Raw genomic sequence first — 26,146 nt, 5'->3', positions numbered from 1 at the left:
GCGATGAGTTCCGGCAGGATTCCCGGTCAGAACCCCTGTGCATGCGGATTCGATATGGGCAGTGCTGGACCGGCGGGTGGACGACGGCCGCATCCCGGGATATGTGGCCGCCGTGCGATGTCGCGGCACCTCCGAAGTACACGCGTCGGGCCACGTGTCCTTCGACCCGAACGCCGCACCCATGGCTCCCGACACTCCCTTCCGCATCGCGTCGCTGTCGAAGCCGCTCGCGGCGGCGCTGACGTTGGCGCTCGTCGACGGCGGGGTGCTGAGCCTGGACGACGAGATTTGCCGCTGGCTGCCGGAGTTCGCCACGCCCGCGGTGTTGCGGCGGCCCGGCGGCACACTGGACGACACGGTTCCCGCCGACCGGCCGATCACCATCGCGGACCTGCTGACGTCGACGGCCGGGTGGGGACTGCTGCTGGAGGCCTCGCCCCTGCAATCGGCTGTCGACGACCGCCGACTGGGTCCGGGCCCGGTGCCGCCGCCGATGTCCGGCGACGAATACGTGCGTCGTCTCGCCGAGCTTCCGCTGGCATTCCAGCCGGGTACCGGGTGGCTCTACGACATGCCGATCAAAGTGCTCAGCGTGCTGCTCGACCGGGTGACGGACCAGTCGCTGGGGGAGCTGCTCACCGAACACATCACCGGCCCACTGGGCATGGCGGACACCGGCTTCTGGGCTCGGTCGCCGGCCCGGCTGGCGACCCAGTACGTGCCGACGCCCGACGGCGGGCTGGAGGTGTTCGACCGTCCCGACGGGATCTTCGCGCAGCCCCCGGCATTCGAGGATCTCAGTTGCGGGTTGGTGTCCACGGGCCCGGATCTGCTGCGGTTCTTCTCGGCGCTGGCCGACGGCGGTGATCCTGTGCTGCGCCCGGAGTCGGTGCGGCTGATGACGGCCGACCATCTCTCCGACGACCAACGCCGACAAGGACAGGACATCCTCGGCGACGGGCACTCCTGGGGTCTGGGCACTGCCGTCGCCGTCGAGTCGACGCAGCCCTGGCTGGCGCCCGGCCGGTGGGGGTGGATAGGCGGCACCGGAACCACGGCGCACGTGCAGCCGGACGGCGGGGTGGCGATCTTCCTGTCCCAGCGCATGCTCGCCGACGCCCAGGAAGGGTTCGACGACTTCTGGGCGGCATTCGCCCGGGCGTGAGCCCGCAGATCAGCGCGTGCCCCTCAATCTGGGGCGTGCCTGCGACTCCGGCGACGGCTGCACCCCGTGCGCCAGCCCATTACCGTCGTGCACCCCGGAGGCGAACTTCACGACCGGTCGTAACACTCTGTGGCGCAAGAGAATCGATCGAGTCCGTGTCCAGGGTGAGGGTCGTTTGCGGAACATACCGTCGATGCTGCCTGCAGAACTCCGCCGACAACAGTGGCCCTGGTGCCGCCGTTCGTTAAGATAGTGACATGCACACTGTCGCGGTCCTCGCCTACGACGGCATGTCGGGATTCGAATCGGGCCTGGCCGCCGAGATCTTCGGCATGACCGAATTGTCCGAGCGGTTCTCCGCCGGGCTGGTACGGCCCTGGTACTCGGTCAAGCTATGCGCGGAACGCGAGGAGATCGGTCTCCTCGGCGGCGCGGTCGTGCGCACCTCCTACGGGCTGGACGATCTGGCCGCCGCGGACACCGTGGTGATCCCGAGCGTCCGCGACGTCACCGAACCGGTGTCCCCGCAACTCATCGACGCGATCAAGGCCGCCGACGCGCGCAACGCCCGGTTGGTGTCGATCTGTTCTGGGGCGTTCGCGCTCGCCGCTGCCGGCGTGCTCGACGGGCGTCGGGCCACCACGCACTGGATCTACGCGGACCTGCTCGCACGGCGCTACCCGGCCATCGAGATCGACGCAGCGCCGCTCTACGTCGACAACGGGCGGGTGCTGACCAGCGCGGGCTGCGCGGCCGGGCTGGATCTCTGCCTGCACATCGTGCGCTCCGATCACGGCGGCCGGGTGGCCAACGACGTCGCACGGCGGTTGGTCGTGTCGCCGCACCGTTCGGGCGGGCAGGCGCAGTACATCGAGTCTCCAGTACCCGAGCCGACCGACGACGGCCGCATTGCGGCCGGAATGAGCTGGGCCGTGGCCAATCTCGACAGGCCGATCACCCTCGACGAGATGGCCGAGCAGTCGGCGATGTCGCGGCGGAGCTACCTGAGGCAGTTCGCCAAGGCCACCGGAACCACACCGATCAAATGGCTGATCGCGCAGCGGATCCAGGCCAGTCTGGCGCTGCTGGAAGCGTCGGCGTTGTCGATCGAGCAGATCGCCGCTCGGGTCGGATTCGAGTCGCCCGCGACCTTCCGGCATCACTTCGTCCGGCAGATGCACACCACCCCGAGTGACTATCGCGCAGCCTTCACCGGCCGTGAGGTGTCTTGACTCTGCGCTCGGGTGCCCCACAATGGCAACGTGACCGAAGGGTTTACCGGAAGCTTCGCGGCAGCACTGCACAGCTACGGTGACCGGCCGTGCATCGAGTTCGACCGACGCTGGTACTCGGGTCGAGAAGTGGTGGCCTACGGCACGCAGATCGCGGCGCTTCTGGCCGGCGCCGGGGTCGCCGAGGACGCTCCCGTCGGCCTCATCGTCCGTAACCGGCTACCGCACGCGGCGACGATCGGCGGGTTCCTCGCCGCCGGGCGCGCCGTGGTGATGATCTATTCATTTCAGTCTCCGGACACGATCGCCGGGGATGTCGAGAGGCTGAACCTGTCCGCGGTGGTGGCCGACCCGCAGGACTGGACGGAGCCGGTAGTGGCCGCGGCCTCCCGGGCCGGCTCCGCGGGAGTGGCGATCTCGCTGACCGAGCCGACCGTGACCATCATGCCCGGTCTCGAACGGTCTGACGGTGCGCGACCGCACGCCACCGCCGAGCCCGGCGTGGCGCTGGAGATCCTGACCAGTGGCACCACCGGGCCACCCAAACGGCAGGCGATCAGATTCAATGTGCTGGAGCGCACGGTCTTCAGCGTCACCTCCGGCGAGAAGGCGTCTGTGGGTGCGCCCCCGGAGTTCGCCTACTGGCAGTTCGGCGGCATCGGGGTGTGCCAGCTGATCGCGGGGCTCTACAACGGGCGCCGCATCGCGATGCTGGAGCGGTTCACCGTCGACGGGTGGGTCGACGCCGTGCGCCGGCACCGGGTGGCGCGCTGCGGGGTGCAGCCGGCCGTTATCCGCATGCTCCTCGACGCCGACGTGCCCAAGGCGGACCTCGCCTCGCTCGAGTTCCTCATCAGTGCGTCCGGGCCGTTGGACCCCGAGACCCGTGACGAGTTCGAGCAGAAGTACCAGATACCGATCCGATTGGCCTACGGGGCAACAGAATTCGGGGGCTCGTTGTGTGCGTGGACCCCGGACATGGTGCAGGCGTACCAGGAGTCCAAGCGTGACAGTGTCGGGCGGGCGCTGCCCGACACCGAGTTGCGTGTCGTCGATCCCGACAGCGGCACCGAGGTGGCCGTGGGCATCCCCGGCCTGCTGGAGGCCAGGGTCGGCCCGATCGGCCCGGACTGGATCAGGACCACCGACATCGCCAGCATCGACGAGGACGGCTTCGTCTACCTGCACGGCCGGGCCGACGGCGCCATCAACCGCGGCGGGTTCAAGGTGCTGCCGGAAACCGTCAGGCGGGTCCTCGTCGCGCATCCCGCGGTGCGCGACGCGTGCGTGGTCGGGGTTCCCGACGCGCGCCTCGGGCAGGTGCCGTTCGCGGCCGTCGAGGTCGCCGCGGGTGCGGCCGCACCCAGCGAGGAAGATCTCAAAGACCTGGTGCGCCAGACACTTCCCGTCTACAACGTGCCCGTTGCGGTCGCGACGGTCGACGAGTTGCCACGCACTCCGGCTCTGAAGGTGAGCCTGCCCGCCGTGGCGGCACTGTATGCCGGCCACGCCGCAGACTGAGGCTTACACCGCACCCAAGTCGGCCGACAGCCAGTGCTTCGGCTCGACGAACACGGCCACGCTCTCGCCGTGCTCGCGTCGCGCGAATTCGAGATAGCCGTCCACCTTCTCGGGAGCGAGGTAGCGCTTGGTCATCTCGACGAGTTGTTCGTCGGTGCCGGGCTCGATGCGCAGCACCGGACCGTCGACGGCGACGTAGCGCACGGTGGGCTCGGCGCGGTCCACCATCAGCGAGACGTAGCCGCTGGATTGGATAAGCAGGTGCTTGCGTGATCCGGCACCGGTGGTGAACCACAGGTCACCGCCGGGGGTGTACTGATACCAGATCGGAACTGTCAACGGGCCGCGTCCGTCACCCGCGGACACGGAAAGGGCTGCGATATGGGGTTCGGCGAGGAAGCTCTCGCGCTCGTCTTTGGAAAGGGCCATAACTCTCAAGCTACTGATCGGCGTTGACTCTCGAGGTGACCTCGGCCAAGAGCATAGAGTCGGATTCATGCGCTTCGGACTCTTCATCCCCCAAGGCTGGCGACTCGACCTGGTCGGAATCGAACCGCGGGACCAGTGGCTTGTGATGCGTGATCTGGCGACGTATGCGGACGAAGGCAACGTGTGGGACTCGCTGTGGGTGTACGACCACTTTCACACGGTGCCGGTGCCCACTGCCGAGGCCACCCACGAGGCGTGGACGTTGATGTCGGCCTACGCGGCCACCACATCCCGGATCAAGCTCGGACAGATGTGCACGGCGATGAGTTATCGCAATCCGGCCTACCTCGCCAAGGTGGCGGCCACCGCCGACATCATCTCCGGCGGGCGCATCCAGATGGGCATCGGCGGCGGCTGGTACGAGCACGAATGGCGGGCATACGGATACGGCTTTCCATCCGCCGGGGTGCGGCTGGCACGGCTCGACGAAGGCGTCCAGATCATGCAGGCCGCCTGGCGCGACGGCATCGTCTCATTCGACGGGAAGCACTATCAGACGGACGGGGCCATCGTGGAGCCCCGGCCGCTGCAGCGTGACGGCATCCCGATGTGGATCGCCGGCGGCGGCGAGAAGGTCACCCTCCGCATCGCCGCGCAGTACGCCCAGTACACGAACTTCACCTCCGACCCTGAGGGTTTCGCGCACAAGTCGGAGGTTCTCGCCGGTCATTGCCGTGACGTCGGAACGGATTTCGACGGCATCGTCCGTTCGGCGAACATCAACGTCGTCGTCGGGGCCACCGAGGGCGACGTCAAGGACCGGCTGGCGCAGGTGCGATCCCGCATCAGTGGGTTGACCGGGGAGGCGGCCGCCGACGCCATGCTGAGCTCGATGAGCAGCCCACAGGCCGGAAGCGGAACGCCCGAACAGCTGGTCGAGACACTTCAGCGCCTCCGCGACCTGGGGTGCGAGTACGTGATCTGTTACTTCCCCGAGGCCGCCTACGACCGTTCCGGGATCGAGATGTTCGAGCGGGAGATCATTCCGGCGCTCGGGTGATCGGCGGGCTCGGCTGGGCCGTCACCTGGGCAAATACTGACGCCTTCGGTAAATGAACGCGGCAACAGTCATGTCCGCAGCAGGCCGATTGTGCCGTCCCGATGGACGCAACGTGGCGGCTTGATGATCGAAGCCCGCTGCGGTGCGGCCGAGCTGCGCATTTTGAGCAACGTCGTATGCCACTAGGTGAGGATTTGGCGACGCACCATCGGCTGCGGGCGGACCGCGCGAATGATTCCGTCGCTCTTGCCCGGCGGGTGGCGAAAAATGCCGGATAGTCGCACTTCCAGCACAGTACCAGGACTCGTTTCGATCACAATTTTCGCTGCGGCAAATTTGCGGCCGGCGCCGCGCCGGCTGTGTTGACCTTGATATTTGCCCGGACAACTGCGTGCGTGCCGATAGCCGGATAGTTGCAACTGCAAAAAACATTGCAAATTTCGTTATCCAGGTCACGTTATTGTCTTAAGCTCACCCGTAGCTGGGCGTGCACTGGACGCCACGGTGCACGTCCAGCAAACCAAGCGCAGTGGGCACGGACCGGCCGGGGAGTTGTGGGTGAGCCTGGGGATGTACAGGCTCGCGTGCGGCGGCGGCATCACCTCGGTCACCCGAGCTCTACTCCGCGGGGGCAACTGAACATCCAGCGGGATGCAGTTTCAGCAACGGAGGTCGTGTATATGTGTGCAGCCCCAGCCCGTCACCGCGCCGCACGAAGGGGCGCCTCGGGTTCCGAGTCGAACTTCTGGGTCACCGAGGACCTGAGCGACGCGGGGCGGGGACGGTCCGCCAGGCATGCACGCAAGACCACGACCTACTCAAGCCACATCGGCAGGGTCGGCGCCCTCGCCGTCTCGCTCGGCGTGGGTCTGGCTGTCGCGAACTCCTCGTCCGGCGTGGCCTACGCGGACAGCAACACCGAGTCATCGGTGTCGAGCCCGGGCAACGACTCCGCGGCCCCGGGCCCCTCCGTTCCAGGCGCCGACGAGTCCGCGCAGGATGGCGAAAAGGACGCCGCCGACGCAGGTGACGATGACATCGAGGACGATGCCGACGCCGAGATCGACGAGGACGCCGACGACGAGGACGGGGAAGGTGCCGGGGACGACGAGACTACCGATCTCGACCCCGAGTCAGAGAGTGAGCCGCCGGGCGAGGAGCCCGGTGCCGATCACGCGGGTGATCCGGCCGAGTCCGACGACACTCCGGCGTCGACGTCACCGGCGCCATCGTCTGCACCTCCCCGGGAGGCCGAGCCCACAGATGATCTCGCCGAGACGGTCCCGGGCGCCGATGCCGACGAGCCGTCGGATGCGGAGGAGTCCGCAGGAGCGGTGACCGAGGTGGTGCCGCTGACAGGCGTCGGAGCGGTGGCGCCGGAGTCGGCTGCTGAGCAGGAGAGCCTCGATTCGGTAGGCCTGTTCACCGCGGTCGTCTCCAACGTGGTCGCGCCGTTTGCCGATACGGACACCCCCGCCCGCGCTCCGTGGCTGGACGCGCTGTTGGCGTGGGTCCGCCGCCAGATCAACCACACTTTTTTCAACAAGACACCGATCTACGGACCGATCACGACCGAGCAGATCTTCACCGGTCAACTGCTCATCGACTTGCACGCCACCGATCCGAACGGTGACCCGCTGACCTACGACATCATTCAGCCCGAGCACGGCTGGGTGTTCCGGGACGTCCTCACCGGTCAGTTCATCTACACGCCTTACCAACTCGTCACCGGTGATCCGCTCGTGGACACCTTCCAGGTGGTGATCCGCGATGATTCCGACCACCTGACCGGCGCCCTGGGAAGCATCCAGAGTCTGCTGCACAATGTCGCCCGGATGTTCGGCCTCGCCCAGGCGGACAATGTCACCGTCACCGTGCCGGTGTACGTCGACCCGGTGATCCAGCTGCCGCCGCTGCTCACACCGGTGCCAGGTCTGGGCTACACGCTCGGCGGCGACGCGGTGAAGCTGGTCTCGTCGGTCCTTGTCGCCGACGGGGACTCGGATCATCTCGCCGAGGTGATCATCAAGATCGCGACTCTGGCCCAGGATGGCGACCTGCTCGAGTACGCGGCCATCGACGGCAATCCGATCACCGCGGCGTGGGACGCGCAGACGAAGACCTTGACCCTCAGCGGGGTGGCGACGAAGGCACAGTACAAGCAGGCGATCGAGGCGATCACGTTCTCGGCGACCCAGGGCGCGCTGCTGGTGCGCGGTGTGACGCTCTCGGCGACCGACGAACACGGTGTGGACAACCTTGCGCCCGGCTTCGTGACGGTCGGTGTGTGGCCGGAGATCAAGTTGCCGCCGTTGGTGACTGCGCTGCCTGGCCTCGGCCACACGATCGGAGACGATCCGGTCAAGCTGGTATCAGCGGTGGACATCGCCGACGGCGACTCGTCTTCGTTGTCGAAGCTGGTGCTCCAGATCGCCACGCTGGCGCAGTCCGGCGACGTACTCGGTTATGTTGCGCCCTCGGATAATCCGATCACCGGTTCCTGGGATGCCGAGACCAAGACGCTGACCCTGTACGGGGTGGCCACCAAGGCCCAGTACGAGGAAGCGCTCAAGGCGGTCACGTTCTCGGCGACCCAGGGCGCGCTGCTGGTGCGTGGTGTGACGATCTCGGCCACCGACGCCGACGGCGTGGAGAACTTCACGCCGGGATTCGTGACCGTCGCGGTCCTGCCCGCAATTCAGTTGCCGCCATTGGTGACCCCTCTCCCCGGACTGGGCTATACGCTCGGCGGAGCTCCGGTCAAGCTGGTTTCGGCGGTGGACATCGCCGATGGGGACTCGTCTTCGTTGTCGAAGCTGGTGCTCCAGATCGCCACCCTGGCGCAGTCCGGCGACGTGCTCGATTATGTTGCGCCATCGGGTAATCCGATCACCGGGTCCTGGGATGCCGAAACCAGGACGCTGACCCTGAACGGGGTGGCCACCAAAGCGCAGTACGAGGAAGCGCTCAAGGCGGTCACGTTCTCGGCGACCCAGGGCGCGCTGCTGGTGCGTGGTGTGACGATCTCGGCCACCGACGCCGACGGGGTCGAGAACATCACGCCCGGATTCGTGACCGTCGGCGTCTGGATGGCAACACAATTGCCGCCGTTGGTGACCCCGGTGGGAGCGCCCACCCATACGCTCGGCTCGACCCCGGTCAAGGTCGTGGCCGCAGTGGACATCGCCGACGGCGACTCGCAGTACCTGTCCGAAGCGGTGCTCAGGATCGCGCTGCTGGGGCAGTCCGGCGACCTGCTGAGCTATGTTGCACCCACCGGCAGTCCGGTCACCGGGTCGTGGAATGCGGCCGCACGGACGCTGACGCTCTCGGGTGTCGCGACCAAGGCGCAGTACGAGGAAGCGCTCAAAGCCGTGACGTTCTCGGCCACCCAAGGCGCCGGAATCGTGCGGACCATCACCATCGATGTCACCGATGACACCGGGGTGCAGAGCCTGACCTCTGGCGTGGTGCTGGCCGGGGTGCGATGGTCGCTGCCGCCGCTGGTCACACCGGTCGGGTCGCCGACCTACACTGTTGGCTCGGCACCGGTGAAGCTCGTCTCCGCCGTGGACATCGCTGACGGCGACTCGGCATATCTCTCCAAAGCGGTACTGAGGATCGCGCTCCTCGGTCAGAACGGGGACGCTCTCGGTTACGTCGCACCGGCCGGCAATCCGGTCACCGCAGTGTGGGATTCCGGTACCCGGACCCTGACCCTCACCGGTGTCGCGACCAAGGCCCAGTATGAGGAAGCGATCAAGGCGGTGACGTTCTCGGCCACCCAGGGGGTGGGCATCCTCCGCACCATCACCGTCGACGTCAGCGACGACACCGGCGTACAGACACTGACATCCGGCATCGTTCTCGCCGGCGCCAGGAACCCGCTACCGCCCCTGGTCACCCCGTTCGGCGGCCGGTCGTACACCATCGGCAAGCAACCGGTGCAACCTGTCGCCGCGGTGGACATCATCGACGCAGACTCGGACTACCTGACACGCGCCACCGTGGAGGTGACCCTGTTCGGCAGATCCGGAGACGTCCTGCAGTTCAGCGGACTGGCGGGCGTGCCGATCACCGCCACCTATGACGCGGGCAGCAGGAAGTTGACCCTGTCGGGCACCGCCACCAAGTCGCAGTACGAAGCGGCACTGAAAGCGATCACGTTCACCGCGACCAGCGGTGGTTGGACCACAAGGACTTTGGCGATCAGGGTGACCGACGACGCCGGTGTCCAGAGTGCGGCAGGATTGCTGACTCTGTCGGTGTGGTGATCATCTAGATTCCCGGCTCACGCCCGGCGGCCCATGGGCCGCCGGGTCCTGCCCACCTTGCGCACTCTCGGTGCGCACAGGGCCCTCGAGGCCTCCGGAACCGTGTCCCTGCAAAGGGATCGAACTCGATGCACGATGAAGGACTGCGTATGTGTGCAAACCCGGCCCGCCACCGCGCCCAGCGTAATGACGAGTCGTCTGTCGGCTGCGGCTTCTGGGAGGCCAAGGAACTCCTGGGCTCTGCCACTGCCGGCAGGTCAGGCAAGCACGCGCGGAGAGCGCCGTCCCGATACGCTCTGCACATCGGACGCGTCGGCGCGCTGGCTGTGTCGTTGGGCGTAGGGCTGGCGGTGGCCAATGCCGGTGTGGCATATGCAGACAGCGATCCGGACACATCGGTGACCGGTCCAAAATCCGACGACGGTCCGCTACAGGCGCCCGCGCCGCAGGACGATGCGGACGAGGACTCGGCAGACGACGCCGATTCCGACGCCGGAGAGGACCTCCCGGAGGACGAAGAAACCGCCATCGATCCGGACGGCGAAGAAGAGCCCTCTGACGGAACGGATCTGGAACCCGGCGACTCCGCAACAAGGCCGCCGGAGGGCACGGACGAGGAGGCACCGGAAGACGGCGACGTCGACGATGCGCCGGTGGAACAGCCTTCAGCCGGCGACTCGGTCCCGGCCCGGGACGTCGAGGAGGCGACCGCTCCCGACGACGAGCCACCCGCCGTCGACGACGACGTGATCGAGTCACCGCAATCCGACGAGTCAGAACCGTCGCGGGATGTCGCGATTGTCGACGTCGTCGCGCCTGTGGTCGAACCCGTCGCACAGGCTTCCGCTGCGCCGGAGCAGAGCGCCGAGAAGGTCAACATCGTCTCTGCGTTGGTGTCGACTGTGGTGTCGCCGTTCGCCAATCCGAATGCGCCCGCGCAAGCGCCCTGGTTCGATGCGTTGCTGGCATGGGTCCGGCGACAGATCACCCATACGTTCTCGAACAAGACTCCCATCTACGGACCGATCACGATCGAAGAGCTCTTTCCCGGGCAGCTCTTCATCGATCTGAACGCCACCGATCCCAACGGCGATCCGCTGACCTACGAGATAATCCAGCCGAAGTACGGGCTCGTGGTGCGGGACCTGATCACAGGCAAGTTCATCTACACGCCGACGTCCATCGTCACCGGCACACCGCGTCAGGACACGTTCCAGGTGGTGATCCGTGATGACTCCGAACACCTCACCGGCCCGTTGGGGTCCTTCCAGAAGTTCTTGCACGGTGTGGCAAGGCTTTTCGGTCTTGCCCAGAAGGACAACGTGACCGTGACCGTTCCGGTCACCATCAACCCCATCGTTCAGCTGCCGCCGACGGTGGTCACCGGGGGACTGCCGGTGTTCAAGCTCGGGGACTCACCGGTGAGACTGCTCTCCTCAGCCGTCATCGCCGATGCCGACTCCGACCGGATCTCCAAGGCCACGATCAAAATCGCCACGTCGGGACAGACCGGCGACCTGCTGAACTATGTCGCCCCGGACGGAAGCCCGATCACCGCGTCGTGGGATGCGGTGACGAAGACCCTGACGTTGGAGGGGCTAGCGACGGCCCAGCAGTACGAACAAGCACTCTTGGCGGTCACGTTCTCCGCGACCAAGGGTGGTTTGCCTCGCGGGGTGGCGATATCCGTCACCGATGACAGTGGCGTGCAGAGTTTGGTTCCGGGTGCTGCGCTGGTGACGGTGGTCGGTTTGCCGCCGTTGGTGGTGGTGGGTGGTCTGCCGATCTTCCGACTGGGCGGCGCGCCGGTGAAAGTTGCGTCCTCGGTGAGCATCACCGATGGGGATTCGGAGAACCTCTCCGGCGCCACGGTCGTGATCGCCACCGCGTACAAGTCCGGCGACGTGTTGAGTTATGTTGCCGCTGACGGCAGTCCGATCACCGCGTCGTGGGATGCGGCGACGGGGACGTTGACGTTGTCTGGTGTGGCCTCGATTGCCGAGTATGAGGCGGCGATCAAGGCGGTGACGTTCTCCACGACTGAAGGTGGGGGGTTGCCGCGGGGGATCTCGGTGTCGGTGGTTGATGACACCGACACCCAGAGCCTGGTTCCGGGTGCTGCGGTGGTGACGGTGATCGGTCTGCCGCCGGTGGTGGTGGTGGGTGGTCTGCCGATCTTCCGGTTGGGCGGTAGCCCGGTGAAGGTCGTGCCGTCGGTCAGCATCACTGACGTTGATTCGGAGAATCTGTCGAAGGCCACCCTGACCATTGGTCCGGTCGGCTATAGGTCCAGTGACGTGTTGTCCTACAACACTGTTGAGGGAAGCCCGATTACTGCGAGCTGGGATGCGGCGACGCGGACGTTGACGTTGTCGGGTGTGGCCTCGATTGCCGAGTATGAGGCGGCGATCAAGGCGGTGACGTTCTCGGCATCCGAGGGTGGAGTGTCTCGGGCGATTTCGGTCAGCGTCACCGATGATACGGAGAAGGAGTCTCTGGTTCCTGGGGCTGCGGTGGTGACGGTGATCGGTCTGCCGCCGGTGGTGGTGGTGGGTGGTCTGCCGATCTTCCGGTTGGGCGGTAGCCCGGTGAAGGTCGTGTCGTCGGTCAGCATCACCGACGTTGATTCGGAGAATCTGTCGAGAGCGACCCTGACTATTGGTTCCCTGGACTATAGGTCCGGCGACGTGTTGTCCTACAACAGTGTTGAGGGAAGCCCGATTACTGCGAGTTGGGATGCGACGACGCGGACGTTGACGTTGTCGGGTGTGGCCTCGATTGCCGAGTATGAGGCGGCGATCAAGGCGGTGACGTTCTCGGCATCCGAGGGTGGAGTGTCTCGGGCGATTTCGGTCAGCGTCACCGATGATACGGACAAGGAGTCTCTGGTTCCTGGGGCTGCGGTGGTGACGGTGATCGGTCTGCCGCCGGTGGTGGTGGTGGGTGGTCTGCCGATCTTCCGGTTGGGCGGTAGCCCGGTGAAGGTCGTGTCGTCGGTCAGCATCACCGACGTTGATTCGGAGAATCTGTCGAAGGCGACGCTGACGATCGGTGCGGCCGGCTATAGGTCCGGCGACGTGTTGTCGTACAACACTGTTGAGGGAAGCCCGATTACTGCGAGTTGGGATGCGGCGACGCGGACGTTGACGTTGTCGGGTGTGGCCTCGATTGCCGAGTATGAGGCGGCGATCAAGGCGGTCACGTTCACCGCGTCCGAGGGTGGAGTTTCACGCTCGATCTTGGTGTCGGTGGTTGATGACACGGAGAAGGAGTCTCTGGTTCCGGGTGCTGCGGTGGTGACCGTCATTGGCTTGCCGCCGGTGGTGGTGGTGGGTGGTCTGCCGATCTTCCGGTTGGGCGGTAGCCCGGTGAAGGTGGTGTCGTCGGTGAGTATCACCGACGTTGATTCGGAGAACCTGTCCAAGGCCACGTTGACGATTGGTCCGGCCGGCTACAAGTCCGGTGACATGCTGGCCTACAACGCGACGGCAGATAGTCCGATCACGGCCAGTTGGGATGCCGCGACCCGCACGCTCACGTTGTCGGGTGTGGCCTCGATTGCCGAGTACGAGGCGGCGATCAAAGCGGTCACCTTCTCAGCGTCCGAGGGTGGACTCTCGCGCTCGATCTCGGTTTCGGTGACTGATGACACCGAGAAAGAGTCGCTGGTCCCGGGTGCTGCGGTGGTGACCGTGATCGGCTTGCCGCCGATAGTGACACTGGGCGGTCTACCGATCTTCCGACTCGGTGGCGCCCCGGTGAAGGTCGTCTCCTCGGTGAGTATCACCGATGTTGATTCGGACAACCTGTCGAGAGCGACCCTGACGATCGGCTCGCTGGGCTATAAGTCCGGTGATGTGCTTAGTTATGTTGCAGCCGAAGGTGGTTCGATCACTGCGTCGTGGGATGCGGCGACGCGGACGTTGACGTTGTCGGGTGTGGCCTCGATTGCCGAGTATGAGGCGGCGATCAAGGCGGTCACGTTCACTGCGTCTGAGGGTGGAGTCTCGCGTTCGATCTTGGTGTCGGTGGTTGATGACACCGAGAAGGAGTCGTTGGTTCCGGGTGCTGCGGTGGTCACGGTGATCGGTCTGCCGCCGGTGGTGGTGGTGGGTGGTCTGCCGATCTTCCGGCTGGGTGGCGCTCCGGTGAAGGTGGTGTCGTCGGTGACGATCACCGACGTTGATTCCGATCAGTTGTCGAAGGCCACGCTGAGGATCGGTCCGGCCGGCTTTAGGTCCGGTGACGTGCTGTCCTACACCACTGTTGAGGGAAGCCCGATTACCGCGTCGTGGGATGCCGCGACGGGGACGTTGACGTTGTCGGGTGTGGCCTCGATTGCTGAGTATGAGGCTGCGATTAAGGCGGTCACGTTCTCGGCGTCCGAGGGTGGAGTCTCACGCTCGGTCTCGGTGTCGGTGGTTGATGACACGGAGAAGGAGTCTCTGGTTCCGGGTGCTGCGGTGGTGACGGTGATCGGTCTGCCGCCGGTGGTGGTGGTGGGTGGTCTGCCGATCTTCCGACTCGGTGGCGCCCCGGTGAAGGTCGTCTCCTCGGTGAGTATCACCGACGGAGACTCCGATCAGTTGTCGAAGGCCACGTTGACGATCGGTTCGGCCGGCTATAGGGCGGGGGATGTGCTCAGTTATGTCGCAGCCGAGGGCGGTTCGATCACTGCGTCGTGGGATGCGGCGACGCGGACGTTGACGCTTTCGGGTGTGGCCTCGATTGTGGAGTATGAGGCGGCGATCAAGGCGGTCACCTTCTCGGCGTCCGAGGGCGGAGTCTCTCGTTCGATCTCGGTGTCGGTTACCGATGACACGGACAAGGAGTCGCTGGTTCCCGGTGCTGCGGTGGTGACCGTCATTGGGTTGCCCCCGATGGTGGTGGTGAGTGGTCTGCCGATCTTCCGGCTCGGTGGCGCTCCGGTGAAGGTGGTCTCGTCGGTGAACATCACCGACCTTGATTCCGATCAGTTGTCGAAGGCCACGCTGACCATTGGTCCGGCCGGCTACAAGGCCGGCGACGTGCTCGCCTACACCGCGGGTGAAGGCAGCGCGATCACGGCGAGCTGGGATGCGGCGACCCGGACGTTGACGCTTTCGGGTGTGGCCTCGATTGCCGAGTATGAGGCGGCGATTAAGGCGGTGACCTTCTCGGCGTCCGAGGGTGGAGTGTCGCGTTCGGTCTCGGTCAGCGTCACCGATGACACGGAGAAGGAGTCGTTGGTTCCGGGTGCTGCGGTGGTGACGGTGATCGGTCTGCCGCCGGTGGTGGTGGTGGGTGGTCTGCCGATCTTCCGGCTGGGTGGCGCTCCGGTGAAGGTGGTGTCGTCGGTGAGTATCACCGACGTTGATTCGGAGAACCTGTCGAAGGCCACCCTGACGATTGGTCCGGCCGGCTATAGGTCCGGTGACGTGTTGTCCTACAACACTGTTGAGGGAAGCGCGATTACGGCGAGCTGGGATGCGGCGACCCGGACGTTGACGTTGTCGGGTGTGGCTTCGATTGCCGAGTATGAGGCGGCGATTAAGGCGGTGACCTTCTCGGCGTCCGAGGGTGGAGTGTCGCGTTCGGTCTCGGTCAGCGTCACCGATGACACGGAGAAGGAGTCGTTGGTTCCGGGTGCTGCGGTGGTGACGGTGATCGGTCTGCCGCCGGTGGTGGTGGTGGGTGGTCTGCCGATCTTCCGGCTGGGTGGCGCTCCGGTGAAGGTGGTGTCGTCGGTGAGTATCACCGACGTTGATTCGGAGAACCTGTCGAAGGCCACCCTGACGATTGGTCCGGCCGGCTATAGGTCCGGTGACGTGTTGTCCTACAACACTGTTGAGGGAAGCGCGATTACGGCGAGCTGGGATGCGGCGACCCGGACGTTGACGTTGTCGGGTGTGGCTTCGATTGCCGAGTATGAGGCGGCGATTAAGGCGGTGACCTTCTCGGCGTCCGAGGGTGGAGTGTCGCGTTCGGTCTCGGTCAGCGTCACCGATGACACGGAGAAGGAGTCGTTGGTTCCGGGTGCTGCGGTGGTGACGGTGATCGGTCTGCCGCCGGTGGTGGTGGTGGGTGGTCTGCCGATCTTCCGGCTGGGTGGCGCTCCGGTGAAGGTGGTGTCGTCGGTGAGTATCACCGACGTTGATTCGGAGAACCTGTCGAAGGCCACCCTGACGATTGGTCCGGCCGGCTATAGGTCCGGTGACGTGTTGTCCTACAACACTGTTGAGGGAAGCGCGATTACGGCGAGCTGGGATGCGGCGACCCGGACGTTGACGTTGTCGGGTGTGGCTTCGATTGCCGAGTATGAGGCGGCGATTAAGGCGGTGACCTTCTCGGCGTCCGAGGGTGGAGTGTCGCGTTCGGTCTCGGTCAGCGTCACCGATGACACGGAGAAGGAGTCGTTGGTTCCGGGTGCTGCGGTGGTCACGGTGATCGGTCTGCCGCCGATGGTGGTGGTGGGCGGTCTGCCGATCTTCCGGCTGGGTGGCGCTCCGGTGAAGGTGGTCTCGTCGGTGAACATCACCGACGGAGACTCCGATCAGTTGTCGAAGGCCACGTTGACGATTGGTCCGGCCGGCTACAAGGCCGGCGACGTGCTCGCCTACACCGCGGGTGAAGGCAGCGCGATCACTGCGTCGTGGGATGCGGCGACCCGGACGTTGACGCTGTCGGGTGTGGCCTCGATTGCCGAGTATGAGGCGGTGATTAAGGCGGTGACGTTCTCGGCGTCCGAGGGCGGAGTCTCACGTTCGGTCTCGGTGTCGGTGGTTGATGACACGGACAAGGAGTCGTTGGGGCCGGGCGCTGCGGTGGTGACGGTTATCGGTCTGCCGCCGGTGGTGGTGGTGGGTGGTCTGCCAATCTTCCGGCTGGGCGGCTCTGCGGTGAAGGTCGTGTCGTCGGTGGACATCACCGACGTTGATTCGGAGAATCTGTCGAAGGCGACGCTGACGATCGGTGCGGCCGGCTATAGGTCCGGCGACGTGTTGTCGTACAACACTGTTGAGGGAAGCGCGATCACGGCGAGCTGGGATGCCGCGACCCGCACGCTCACGCTTTCGGGTGTGGCCTCGATTGCCGAGTATGAGGCGGCGATCAAGGCGGTCACCTTCACCGCGACCGAGGGCGGAGTCTCACGGGGGATCTCGATCTCGGTAACTGATGACACCGAGAAGGAGTCGCTGGTCCCGGGTGCTGCGGTGGTCACCGTGATCGGACTGCCCCCGTTGGTGGCTGTTCTGGGTGCTCCGATCTTCCGGCTGGGCGGCACTTCGGTGAAGGTGGTCTCGTCGGTGACGATCACCGACGCCGACTCAGAGAGTCTGTCGAAGGCGACGCTGACCATCGGTTCGGTCGGCTATAAGTCCGGTGACGTGCTGGCCTACAACGCGGTTGAAGGAAGTCCGATCACCGCGAGTTGGGATGCGGCCACGAGGACGTTGACGCTGTCGGGGGTGGCCTCGATCGCCGAGTACGAGGCGGCGATCAAGGCGGTCACCTTCACCGCAACCGAGGGCGGTCTGTCACGGTCGATCTCGGTCAACGTCACCGACGACACCAACAAAGAGAGCCTGGTGCCCGGGGCTGCCACGGTGATGGTGGTGGGGTTGCCGCCCTCGGTGACGGCGCTGGGCGCTGCGATCTTCCGGTTGGGTGGGGCGCCGGTGAAGGTGGTGTCGTCGGTCGATATCAGTGATCTGGACTCGGACAACCTCTCTGGCGCGACGATCGTGGTCGCGACGGCGTACAAGTCCGGCGACGTGCTCGGGTACGTCGTGCCGTCGGGGAGCCCGATCACGGCCAACTGGGATGCGGCCACGCGCACTCTGACGTTGTCGGGTGTAGCGAGCAAGGCTCAGTACGAGCAGGCCATCAAGTCCGTCACCTTCACGACTGATCAGGGTGGTGTGTCCCGGGGCATTCAGATCCACGTCATCGACGAAACAAACGTGAGAAGCGTGCTGCCGGGATCTGCGATCGTCACCGTGGTGGGGTTGCCGCCATCGGTGACGACGATCGGCGCCCCCACCTTCACCATCGGGACCGCACCCGTGAAGCTGCTGGCGTCGGTCAGCATCGCTGACGCCGACTCGGACAACATGTCGCGGGCGACCGTCAGAATCAGTTCCCTGGGTCAGTCCGGCGACGTACTGGGGTTTGTTGCTATATCGGGTAATCCGATCACCGCGACGTGGAATGCCACGAGTCGCACATTGACACTGTCCGGGATCGCGACGAAGGCACAGTACGAGCAGGCCCTCGAGGCTGTGACATTCTCCGCAACCGGGGGAGCTGCACTGGTCCGCGGTATCTCGGTGACGGTGACGGACGACACCGATGTGGACAGCGCATTGCCCGGGGTGGCGACGGCCAACGTCCGGTACTCGTTGCCGCCGTCGGTCGTGACGGTTGGTGCGCCGACCCACACAATCGGCGGGGCACCGACTCGATTGCTGTCCTCCGCGTCGATCAGCGACGCCGACTCTGACCGCCTGTCCTCAGCTCGGGTGACGATCGAATCCCTTGGCCAGTCGGGGGATAGGCTCGGTTACATCCAGCCAGGCAACCCGATCACAGCGGAATGGGATGCCGGGAGCAGAACATTGACACTGTCGGGATCGGCGACCAAGGCTCAGTACGAAGAAGCGCTCAAGGCGGTGACGTTCTCGGCCACCCAGGGAGCCGGGCTCATCCGGGGCTTCTCCATCTCGGTATCCGACGAGACCGGAGTCAGCAGCAGTGGGTTGCTCAACGGGGTGGCGACGGCTGGGGTCAGGAACCCTGTATCGCCCACTCTGACAACGACGGGGTGGCCCTCGCACACGCGTAACGGCTCGGCCACCACAGCGTTGGCTTCGGCGAGCATCTTCGACACGGATTCGGACTACATGGCCGGAGCGACTGTGCGGATCACGAACGCCAGCAGCAACGACAAGCTGATGTTCACACCGATCTCGGGGAATCCGATCACCGCGGTGTTCGACGCGTCCACACACACACTGACACTGACAGGCGTCGCCACGAAGAATCAGTACGAAGCCGCCATGGAAGCAGTGAAGTTCTCGGCGTCCCAAAGCGGCTTCGGCGCGGTTCGCAACCTGTCCTGGACGGTCACGGACGAGACGGGGCGGACGGGTTCGGGTACGTCGCTGCTCAGCGTGCAGTTCTAGCGAGGCGCCGGCGTCGAACCCAGCGCGAGCTGACCAGGGTTCGTGGTGTCGCGGGACATCCGCCAGCAATACCGGTCGAGGTGCCGCACAGCGCCGGGTCCGTTGCCGTGCCCCCACCGGTCGCGTGAGTGGGAGCAATTTCGTTCGCCGTCATCTTCCCTTCCAGTCGCATCAATTTTGACCGGAAGCTGCCAGGGCGGCTGCGGACCCAGTGATGGTCGGACCATCCGCTGACGCATGACTGAAGTTACGAACGTCCCGGCAGAACGCGCAGGTCACGGTGGGGTAACAGCGGCTCCTGCCGGAAGGGCGACTGTTGATGTCGCAAGAATCGCTGCGTCAGTGCGCAGCTAATATTGACTGTGCTGTTTATTGCAATCGCAACCAGTGTTGGAGTCACTGGCTAAAAAGCGGGCTCTAGCAGTGTTGCAGGCCACATATCTTGGTGCTAGCGTCGGGTCCGTTGCAGGGCTAACGGGCCGAAGTGTGCCGTTATAGCTAATCAATTGGCCTTCACTGAATTCGCAGGCCAATACGCAGGGGGCGAGTATGGCGGGGCATCTTTCCAATAACGGACAGGGCGGGGCGGCAACTTCAACGCACATGGCAAACCGGAGCGTTTACGTCGCAGACGCCGTTACCCACGTCGGGGGCGCGCACAAGCGGGACCGGGTGCCAAACGCCGAGGCTATGACCGTCAGCTTGGTGATCCCTGTGAAGAACGAGGCTCGGAATATCGCCTGGGTGCTGGAGCAGATCGCCGACGACGTCGACGAGGTGATCCTGGTCGATGGCAACTCGACAGACGCGACGCTGATAACGGCCCGCAGCTGCCGTCCGGACCTCAAAGTGGTCTTGCAAGAAGGTGTCGGCAAGGGCGATGCGCTCCGGGCCGGTTTTCTGGCAGCGACGGGCGACGTCGTCGTGATGATGGACGCCGACGGCAGCATGACGCCCGACGAGATCACCCACTATCTGCACTTCCTGGCGAACGGCTATGACTTCGTCAAGGGCTCCCGCTTCATACCCGGCGGTGGGTCCTTGGACATCACGAGGTTTCGGCGCCTGGGCAACAAGTTTCTGCTCGGTGTCTTCAATACGCTGTACGACGCTGAGCTGACGGATCTCTGCTACGGATTCTGCGGATTCCACCGTCGCTATCTGGAGGTCCTCGCACTGTCTGCCAACGGATTCGAGATCGAGGCCGAGATGGTCGTGCGTGCGATGCAGGCGGGCCTGAGGGTGGCCGAGGTGCCGAGCCTTGAGTTGCCGCGGCGTGCGGGCAAGTCCAACCTGAATTCGATCCGGGACGGCATCCGCGTACTGCGGACCGTGCTGCGCGGGCATCGTTCCGGCCTCAGTGGCCGACTGGTCCAGTCGGTGCGCAGACAGGTCCATGCCGGCGAGCGCGTCGGGGTCACTGCGTGATCGACGGGCGCGCTAGGGGAGGCGGGCCCGTCACTCAGAAGCTGGACCGGGGGAGTGGATCGATGCCTAGTGGACGTGATTGGACGGCGCTGAGCCCTGAGCGCTGCATGCCGAGCCGTACGAGCGCCGAGCAGACGGAACGTCCGGGCCGACAAGGCGCGGTGGGCATGACGAAGTCCGCATTGCGCGTAGGCATTCTCGTCCCGCGCTTCGCACCTTTCCGGGGAGGCATGGAAACCTACGTGGCTTCCGCGGCCGCCGCGCTGGCAGCGGAAGGCGCAGAGGTCACCGTCATCACCCAGGCGCCGCGTAGTGCGGCGCTGCCCCGGCGGGAGTTGTGCGACGGATACGCCATCGAGCGGTACCCGCTTCCGCTCGGAGATTTTTTCGATGTATCTGCGCCTGCGGCGGCGCGTGCCGCAGCCACACCCGGGCGCTTCGAGGTCGTCTGGTTGCACAGTTACCACACCCCGCTGGCATGGCTCGGCGCTGAGCGGGCTACGGCGCCAGTCGTTTTCACTCCGCACTACCACGGTGTCGGACACACCCCTCTACGTCATGTGCTTCACTTCGCCTATCGGCCTGCCGGACGTCGGCTGATGGCGGCGAGTCGACGTGTAGTCGTCGACACGGAAGCTGAAGCGAGGTTGGTTCTCCGGGACTTCGCCGGCCAGGTGTCGGCGGCCAACCTCGTGATCATTCCGCCGGCCGTTGCGAAACCCAGACTCGGCCTGCCCCGACCGTACGCAGATGGACGCGTCGTGTTGACCGTTGCCCGGCAGGAAACGTACAAGCGCACCGACCTTCTCATCCGTGCGGTCGCTCGCCTGCGTGACGAAGGCGAGCCCGTGCATCTTGTGGTCATCGGAGACGGTGCCGCACTCGGCTCGCTGCGCGCCCTCACGTCTCAGCTCAACGCAGACCGGACAGTGACATTTACCGGCTTCGTTGACGAGGACACGCTGGGGGATTGGTGGGCGTCGGCGTCGTTGTACGCCACAGCAAGTGAGCAGGAGGCGTACGGGATCGGACTCGCCGAAGCACTGCTGTCAGGGCTACCGGTGGTCGCGAGCGGCATTCCTGCTCATCGAGAGGTCGCTGACCGCGCGGGACCGCGCGCCGCTGTCCGCCTGTGTGCGCACACCGCCTCTGACTCCGATGCGGCCTCGCTCTATGCCGAGGCAATCGTTCGGATGTTGTCGACCCCCGGGTCGCGCACGCAGCGCGCGGCCGAATGTGCGTTGCCGCGTTCCGCGGATGTGGGGCAGCAGTTACTCGCGACACTTTCGGCGGTCAGTCAGATTGAGAGTCGGGTGTGACGACGACGCTTGACACGGTCACCGACTCCGAACCGGCCGGGCCGTCGGCCCGTGCTCACCGTCCCCATCGGACTGGATCGCACGTACACCAACTCCGTATCGCAATGGCTGTGGTGATGCCCCCGATCGGGGCCTTCCTGATCGTGCTCTCTCATCACCATGCGGCGGGCCTGGAGCAACCTGACGAGTTGATGTTCGCCCTGTTCTGGGCCGGGTTTCTGGTCGGCATGATGTCACTCATCTGGCTGGCCTGCGCACGGGGCACCTCCGGTGCGATCCGGGCACTTGCCCTGATTGGCATGGGCCTGTTCAGCATGCTGCCGAGGGCGGTGCACTTCGTGCCCGTGGGTTCCGACGAGTACATCCACCTACGGCAGGCCATGGAGACCTACCTCTACGGCGACGTCGGCCACACCTTGAAGCTGCTGCCGATCACCAAGGAATTCTTCGGTCTTCACCAAGCCACAAGCGCTTTCGGTCACCTCGGCGAAATCCCGCTCTGGGTCGCCGCCGTGTCGGTAGTCGTGCTGGCACACGTCCTGTCGATGCTGGGCATCTACCAGCTCGTCCGAATGGTCAACGTCCCTGCCGCAGGCGCGGCCGTCGGCGCGGTCATCTATTCGCTGAACCCGTCCTGGATGTACTTCAACGTCGCCTTCTCCTACGAGAGCCTGGCCTCGCCGCTGCTCGTGTGGTGCCTGGCGGCAACAGTCGCGGCCGGACGCGGGACGAAAAGACTGCCCGTCAGAGCGATCGCGGCGGCCATGCTGGTCGTGGCGGTGTTGCCGATGACGCACCATCTCAGCACGATCATGCTCGTGCTGATCCTGGTGGTGCTGATCGGCGCCAGGCTGGTGCCGTGGTTTCCCAGGGCGGCGGCCGGCACCCTCGACATCCGCCGGGAGCGGATCTGGCCGCTGGTACTGATCTGGTCCTCTCTGATCGCGTCGATCGCCTTCTGGTGGGCCGGTAAGTACGACTGGCTGATCAGCTACCTCGGTCCTGCCCTGAGCGAGAGTTACGCACAGCTGCAACGCATCCTCGAAGGCGTCAGCAAGTCCACGAGCGGTCAGCGGTCTCTGTTCGCGAATTCCCAGAACCCAATCTACGAAATCGCCAGCGGTTACCTGTTCCCTTTCGTGACGTTGGCGCTGTTCCTGTGGGCTCTCGCGGTTCTGTGGCGCAACCGGCACCGGGTCGGCTCCACGCCGTGGGCGTTCGCCGTAGTCGGGGCAATGTTCTTCGGGAGCATGCCGATGTTGCTGACCTCGGGCGGTGCCGAAGGGGCGCACCGATCCTGGGGCTTCAGCTTCATCGGGATCGCGGTGCTGTGCGGCTTCGCGTGGTCGTTCGGCCCCCGGACCCCCGGCCTGCTTGCCGCGAGGTGGTCACGGGCAGCGCTCACGTTGGCCCAGCCCAGTTTCCGGGTCGGCATCGCGGTCGCCGTCTACGTCGTCATGGTCTTCGGTGGCGCAGCGCTGGGCGTCACTGTGTCGCACCGATTCCCGGGTAGCTCGAGCGTGGGCGACGACGCCCGGGCGGCGACGAACGAGGGCCGGGCGGTCGCCGACTGGTTCGCGGCACACGTACCGGCCGACACCCCGGTGATGGCCGACCGGTACGTGTCGACCCTGGTCGGTTCGCTTGGACGAGTCTCTGCGTTGCGGCCCAGCAAGGCGTTCCCGGTCTGGGACATCTATATGACCCCCGGCCCGTTACGTCCCGAGGTGCTCAAGATGATCTGGGATTCCAAGATCGGCTACTTCGTTGTCGACTCCCGAATGGCGACCATTCGGCCGAAAAGCGGTACCTGGTTCGTCAAGGACGAGCCGGGGCGCGGGACCAATTCGTTGGTTTCACAGGCAGCCCTCGACCGCTTCAACTGCCTGCCGTGGCTGACGGGTGTGTTCGCGGCGGGGACGTTGACGGTGTACGAGGTCGACCGCGATGCCCTGCTCCGCACGGAAGCTCTCAGTTGCGAGAGGCCGGCGATATGAGCGTGACCTATCGGACGGACGGCGAGGCAGCGGGTCCGTTCGCGGAGTCCTCACAGGACGAGCAGTCGAACGACCTGGCCACGGAGAGTCGGACCCAGCGGCGCGCGCGACACCGCCGGCGCCGACGGGTTACGGAATCACGACACCGATTGACGCCAGAGTCGAGAGACAGAGTGCGACTGCTCGCGTGGTCGGTGTTCGGCATCGGATGCCTGCTGACAGCACATTGGATGCAACCGGAACACCGCTTACTGTTCGCGCTACCTGGGGATCCCGTCGGTTGGACAGCACTGCTGTTCGGTATCGCCGGGCTCTCGCTGGTTCCCGGGTTGTGGTTGTCGGCGCTCGTCGCACGCACCGGTGCAGGCCAGCCGGCGTGGCTGGGAGCTCGAATAGCGACCACGCTGGTCTGGTACGCGCTGCTGGGTCCCGTAATCCACCGGTCGGCAGAGGGCGCCAAGGTCACCACGGGCGGCCTGCTCATCGCGACCGTGGCAGTGACCACCGCCGTATTGATCGGTGTCGCGCTCGGCCTGTCGCGGTGGCCCTCCCGGCTGTGGATGCGTCTTCTCATCCCGGCCATCGTCGGAGCCGTGGGCGCGCAAACCACGATCTGGGTGTGGATGCGGGTCTGGACATTCGACATGAACTACGAGCACATCCGGCGGCTGGACTGGCTGATCGTGCTCTGCGGCGCTCTGTTCGTGATCCTCGGGACGCTGACCAAGCCCAAGATGCCTGCGGTCAGGACGAAGCGCCAGCTCGTGCAGATCCTGGTGGCCATCGCCGTTGTAGCGGCCACCTTCGGGGCGATCCGGCTCACGAGCGCCATGTGGTCCCCGGCGCAGCAGATGCCGTCGGTGATCAGCGCGGAGCAAGTCACTGCACGGCCCGGTACAGAACTGACCTTCACACTGAACGCCATCGGCCCGGAGGGTGTCCGTCTCTTCGAGCACGCCGCCTTCACCGTTGTCGATGACACCGGGCGCCCGGTGCCCGCCTCCACCCGGATTGAAGCATCGGAGACCTCGGCGGCCCAGGGGACGCTGGACGTCGTTCTGGCCCCTGATGCGCGGCCGATGCTGTGCACATCGATCCAGGCTGCCAAAGTCACCGTGCGTGACCAGGCGTCGGGCTTGCAGGTGCAGGCTTTCGTCCCGGACGGTTGGTGCGCCAGATGAGCACAACGCAGCCACAGAAGACTCGCGGAATGGTGGGGAACAGCTTCGCCTTGCTGGCCCTCACCAACGTCACATCGGTCCTCGGCTTCGTCTTCTGGACGCTGTGCGCGCGCAATGTCTCCCCAGGCGCAATCGGCATCGCGAACACGGCGATCTCGGGGATGAGCCTGGTGTCGATCGTCTGTGTCGCCGGCTTCCTGCCGTACCTCACGCGACTGCTGCCGGGTGCCAGTCCGGACGAACGTAGCGGCCTCTGCAGCACAGCGTTCGTCGTCGTCGCCATCGCTTCCGGAACGGTCGGTGCCGTCGGTGCGTTCTTCCTGCCCACCCGGTTGCACACCACAGTCGGCACCTGCTGGCTCGTGGCATTGCTGGCAATCGGTTCGGTGGCCACGGCGATGCAGATGGTGATCAATTCGTCACTGCTGGGCGTACGCCGGGCTGAGTTCTCGCTGTACGCCAGCAGCGCAGGAGCCGTACTACGGCTGGGCGCCATCGCGTCGATGGTGGCGCTCGGGGCACTTGCGGCGACCATCGACAGCGGCGCGACGCACACCATGCTCGTCATCTACGTGGCTTCTCTGGTGGTCTCCGACACCGTAGCCCTCTTACTGCTGCGCCGTGCCAACCCCGATTTCCGGTTCCGGCCCCGCATGGAGTGGCTGACGCGCATCAGCCGGACAGTCGGGTGGGATCACATCGCCGTTCTCGCGGTCCGATCGCCGGCGTTCATCATCCCGATCCTCGCCGCCGCGATATTCCCCGCCACGCAACTCGGCTATTACGCCGTCACCGTGATGATCGCGAGCGTCTTCCTCGCTATCTCCGCCGCCGTGTCCAACGCGCTGCTGGCCGACTGCGCCCACGATCCCGGACGGCTCCAGGCGCAGGCACGTCGCGCGATGCTCCTGATCGGGTTGTTGCTGGTCTTGCCCGTAGCCGGAACCTGCGTGTTCGCCAAGCAGGTGCTCGGCTTCTTCGGCAGCGAATACACCAGCTGCAGCACGCTTCTCATCGTGCTGCTGTTGACGACGTTCCCGGACGCGATCATCAACGTCTCCATGTCGATCCTGCGCGTGCAGGGACGACTGCGCATCATCACCATCTTGACGGTGACCCAGGCGATCATGATCGTCGGCGGGGCGTGGTTCCTGATGCTGCATACCGGGGTCATCGGCGCAGCCCTGGCTGCCGTGGCCGCGCAGACGGTCACCGCGGCGGCATTCGCTGCGGTTGGCGCACGTCGTTTCCTCTTCGAACCACCGCCGGTCGCGCCGGTCGCGCCGCTTGCGACGCCGATCCCGGCGCCCAGTCCCCTCATCGCTGGAGGACAAGGGTTGTCATGACGAATGACCGGCTCCACGGGTTGCGCATCC

At 65.4% G+C, this 26,146-nt stretch carries 12 protein-coding genes; 11 read left to right on the top strand and 1 reads right to left on the bottom strand.

All coding sequences use genetic code 11. The features are described 5' to 3' along the window. The first annotated feature begins 61 nt into the window (after nt 1–61). The 3 genes from C6A87_RS23550 to C6A87_RS23540 all read left to right on the top strand — a co-directional run bounded on the left by C6A87_RS23550 (nt 62) and on the right by C6A87_RS23540 (nt 3,918). Nucleotides 62–1,165 (top strand): serine hydrolase domain-containing protein, encoded by a 1,104-nt coding sequence (locus C6A87_RS23550; RefSeq protein ID WP_311114449.1) that lies wholly within the window; start codon nt 62–64, stop codon nt 1,163–1,165. Between the two features lie 257 nt (nt 1,166–1,422). Then, a complete protein-coding gene (locus tag C6A87_RS23545; RefSeq protein ID WP_311114448.1) occupies nt 1,423–2,397 on the top strand; it encodes a helix-turn-helix domain-containing protein in 975 nt (324 codons plus the stop codon). Between the two features lie 30 nt (nt 2,398–2,427). After that, nucleotides 2,428–3,918 (top strand): fatty acid--CoA ligase family protein, encoded by a 1,491-nt coding sequence (locus tag C6A87_RS23540; protein WP_311114447.1) that lies wholly within the window; start codon nt 2,428–2,430, stop codon nt 3,916–3,918. Between the two features lie 3 nt (nt 3,919–3,921). Here the strand turns inward: C6A87_RS23540 and C6A87_RS23535 are convergent, their stop codons facing one another. After that, nucleotides 3,922–4,347, bottom strand: a complete 426-nt coding sequence (locus C6A87_RS23535; protein ID WP_311114446.1) for a pyridoxamine 5'-phosphate oxidase family protein — start codon at nt 4,345–4,347, stop codon at nt 3,922–3,924. Nucleotides 4,348–4,414: 67 nt separating this feature from the next. Between C6A87_RS23535 and C6A87_RS23530 the strand changes: the two genes are divergently transcribed. The 8 genes from C6A87_RS23530 to C6A87_RS23495 all read left to right on the top strand — a co-directional run bounded on the left by C6A87_RS23530 (nt 4,415) and on the right by C6A87_RS23495 (nt 26,116). Then, entirely contained in the window at nt 4,415–5,407 is a 993-nt protein-coding gene (locus tag C6A87_RS23530; RefSeq protein WP_311114445.1) for an LLM class F420-dependent oxidoreductase, read from the top strand. A gap of 863 nt (nt 5,408–6,270) precedes the next feature. Continuing rightward, entirely contained in the window at nt 6,271–9,681 is a 3,411-nt protein-coding gene (locus tag C6A87_RS23525; protein WP_311114444.1) for a hypothetical protein, read from the top strand. Nucleotides 9,682–9,830: 149 nt separating this feature from the next. After that, entirely contained in the window at nt 9,831–18,845 is a 9,015-nt protein-coding gene (locus C6A87_RS23520; protein ID WP_311114443.1) for a hypothetical protein, read from the top strand. A 705-nt stretch (nt 18,846–19,550) separates the two neighbouring features. Then, nucleotides 19,551–20,273, top strand: a complete 723-nt coding sequence (locus C6A87_RS23515) for a glycosyltransferase family 2 protein (protein WP_311114442.1) — start codon at nt 19,551–19,553, stop codon at nt 20,271–20,273. 167 nt (nt 20,274–20,440) lie between these two features. Continuing rightward, nucleotides 20,441–21,592 (top strand): glycosyltransferase family 4 protein, encoded by a 1,152-nt coding sequence (locus C6A87_RS23510; RefSeq protein ID WP_311114441.1) that lies wholly within the window; start codon nt 20,441–20,443, stop codon nt 21,590–21,592. Nucleotides 21,593–21,696: 104 nt separating this feature from the next. Beyond that, the gene (locus C6A87_RS23505; protein WP_311114440.1) at nt 21,697–23,589 is read left to right on the top strand and encodes a hypothetical protein; all 1,893 of its coding nucleotides are present in this window, start codon (nt 21,697–21,699) and stop codon (nt 23,587–23,589) included. Between the two features lie 194 nt (nt 23,590–23,783). Beyond that, on the top strand, nt 23,784–24,770 hold the full coding sequence (locus C6A87_RS23500) for a hypothetical protein (protein ID WP_311114439.1): 987 nt from the start codon (nt 23,784–23,786) through the stop codon (nt 24,768–24,770). Further along, complete coding sequence (locus C6A87_RS23495) at nt 24,767–26,116, top strand: hypothetical protein (RefSeq protein ID WP_311114438.1); 1,350 nt, start codon at nt 24,767–24,769, stop codon at nt 26,114–26,116. Before C6A87_RS23500 ends, C6A87_RS23495 begins: the two co-directional genes overlap by 4 nt. The last annotated feature ends 30 nt before the right edge of the window (nt 26,117–26,146 follow it).

It is taken from the genome of Mycobacterium sp. ITM-2016-00317, assembly GCF_002968295.1.
Classification (GTDB): Bacteria; Actinomycetota; Actinomycetes; order Mycobacteriales; family Mycobacteriaceae; genus Mycobacterium.
The sequence above is the reverse complement of the archived record's forward strand: the minus strand, read 5'-3'. Positions and strand labels throughout refer to the sequence as shown.

What these genes read in the sequence shown, in the direction of transcription:
- C6A87_RS23520 (WP_311114443.1), top strand. Translation starts at nt 9,831, where the DNA reads ATGTGTGCAAACCCGGCCCGCCACCGCGCCCAGCGTAATGACGAGTCG.
- C6A87_RS23530 (WP_311114445.1), top strand. Translation starts at nt 4,415, where the DNA reads ATGCGCTTCGGACTCTTCATCCCCCAAGGCTGGCGACTCGACCTGGTC.
- C6A87_RS23510 (WP_311114441.1), top strand. Translation starts at nt 20,441, where the DNA reads ATGACGAAGTCCGCATTGCGCGTAGGCATTCTCGTCCCGCGCTTCGCA.
- C6A87_RS23505 (WP_311114440.1), top strand. Translation starts at nt 21,697, where the DNA reads ATGGCTGTGGTGATGCCCCCGATCGGGGCCTTCCTGATCGTGCTCTCT.
- C6A87_RS23545 (WP_311114448.1), top strand. Translation starts at nt 1,423, where the DNA reads ATGCACACTGTCGCGGTCCTCGCCTACGACGGCATGTCGGGATTCGAA.
- C6A87_RS23535 (WP_311114446.1), bottom strand. Translation starts at nt 4,347, where the DNA reads ATGGCCCTTTCCAAAGACGAGCGCGAGAGCTTCCTCGCCGAACCCCAT.
- C6A87_RS23495 (WP_311114438.1), top strand. Translation starts at nt 24,767, where the DNA reads ATGAGCACAACGCAGCCACAGAAGACTCGCGGAATGGTGGGGAACAGC.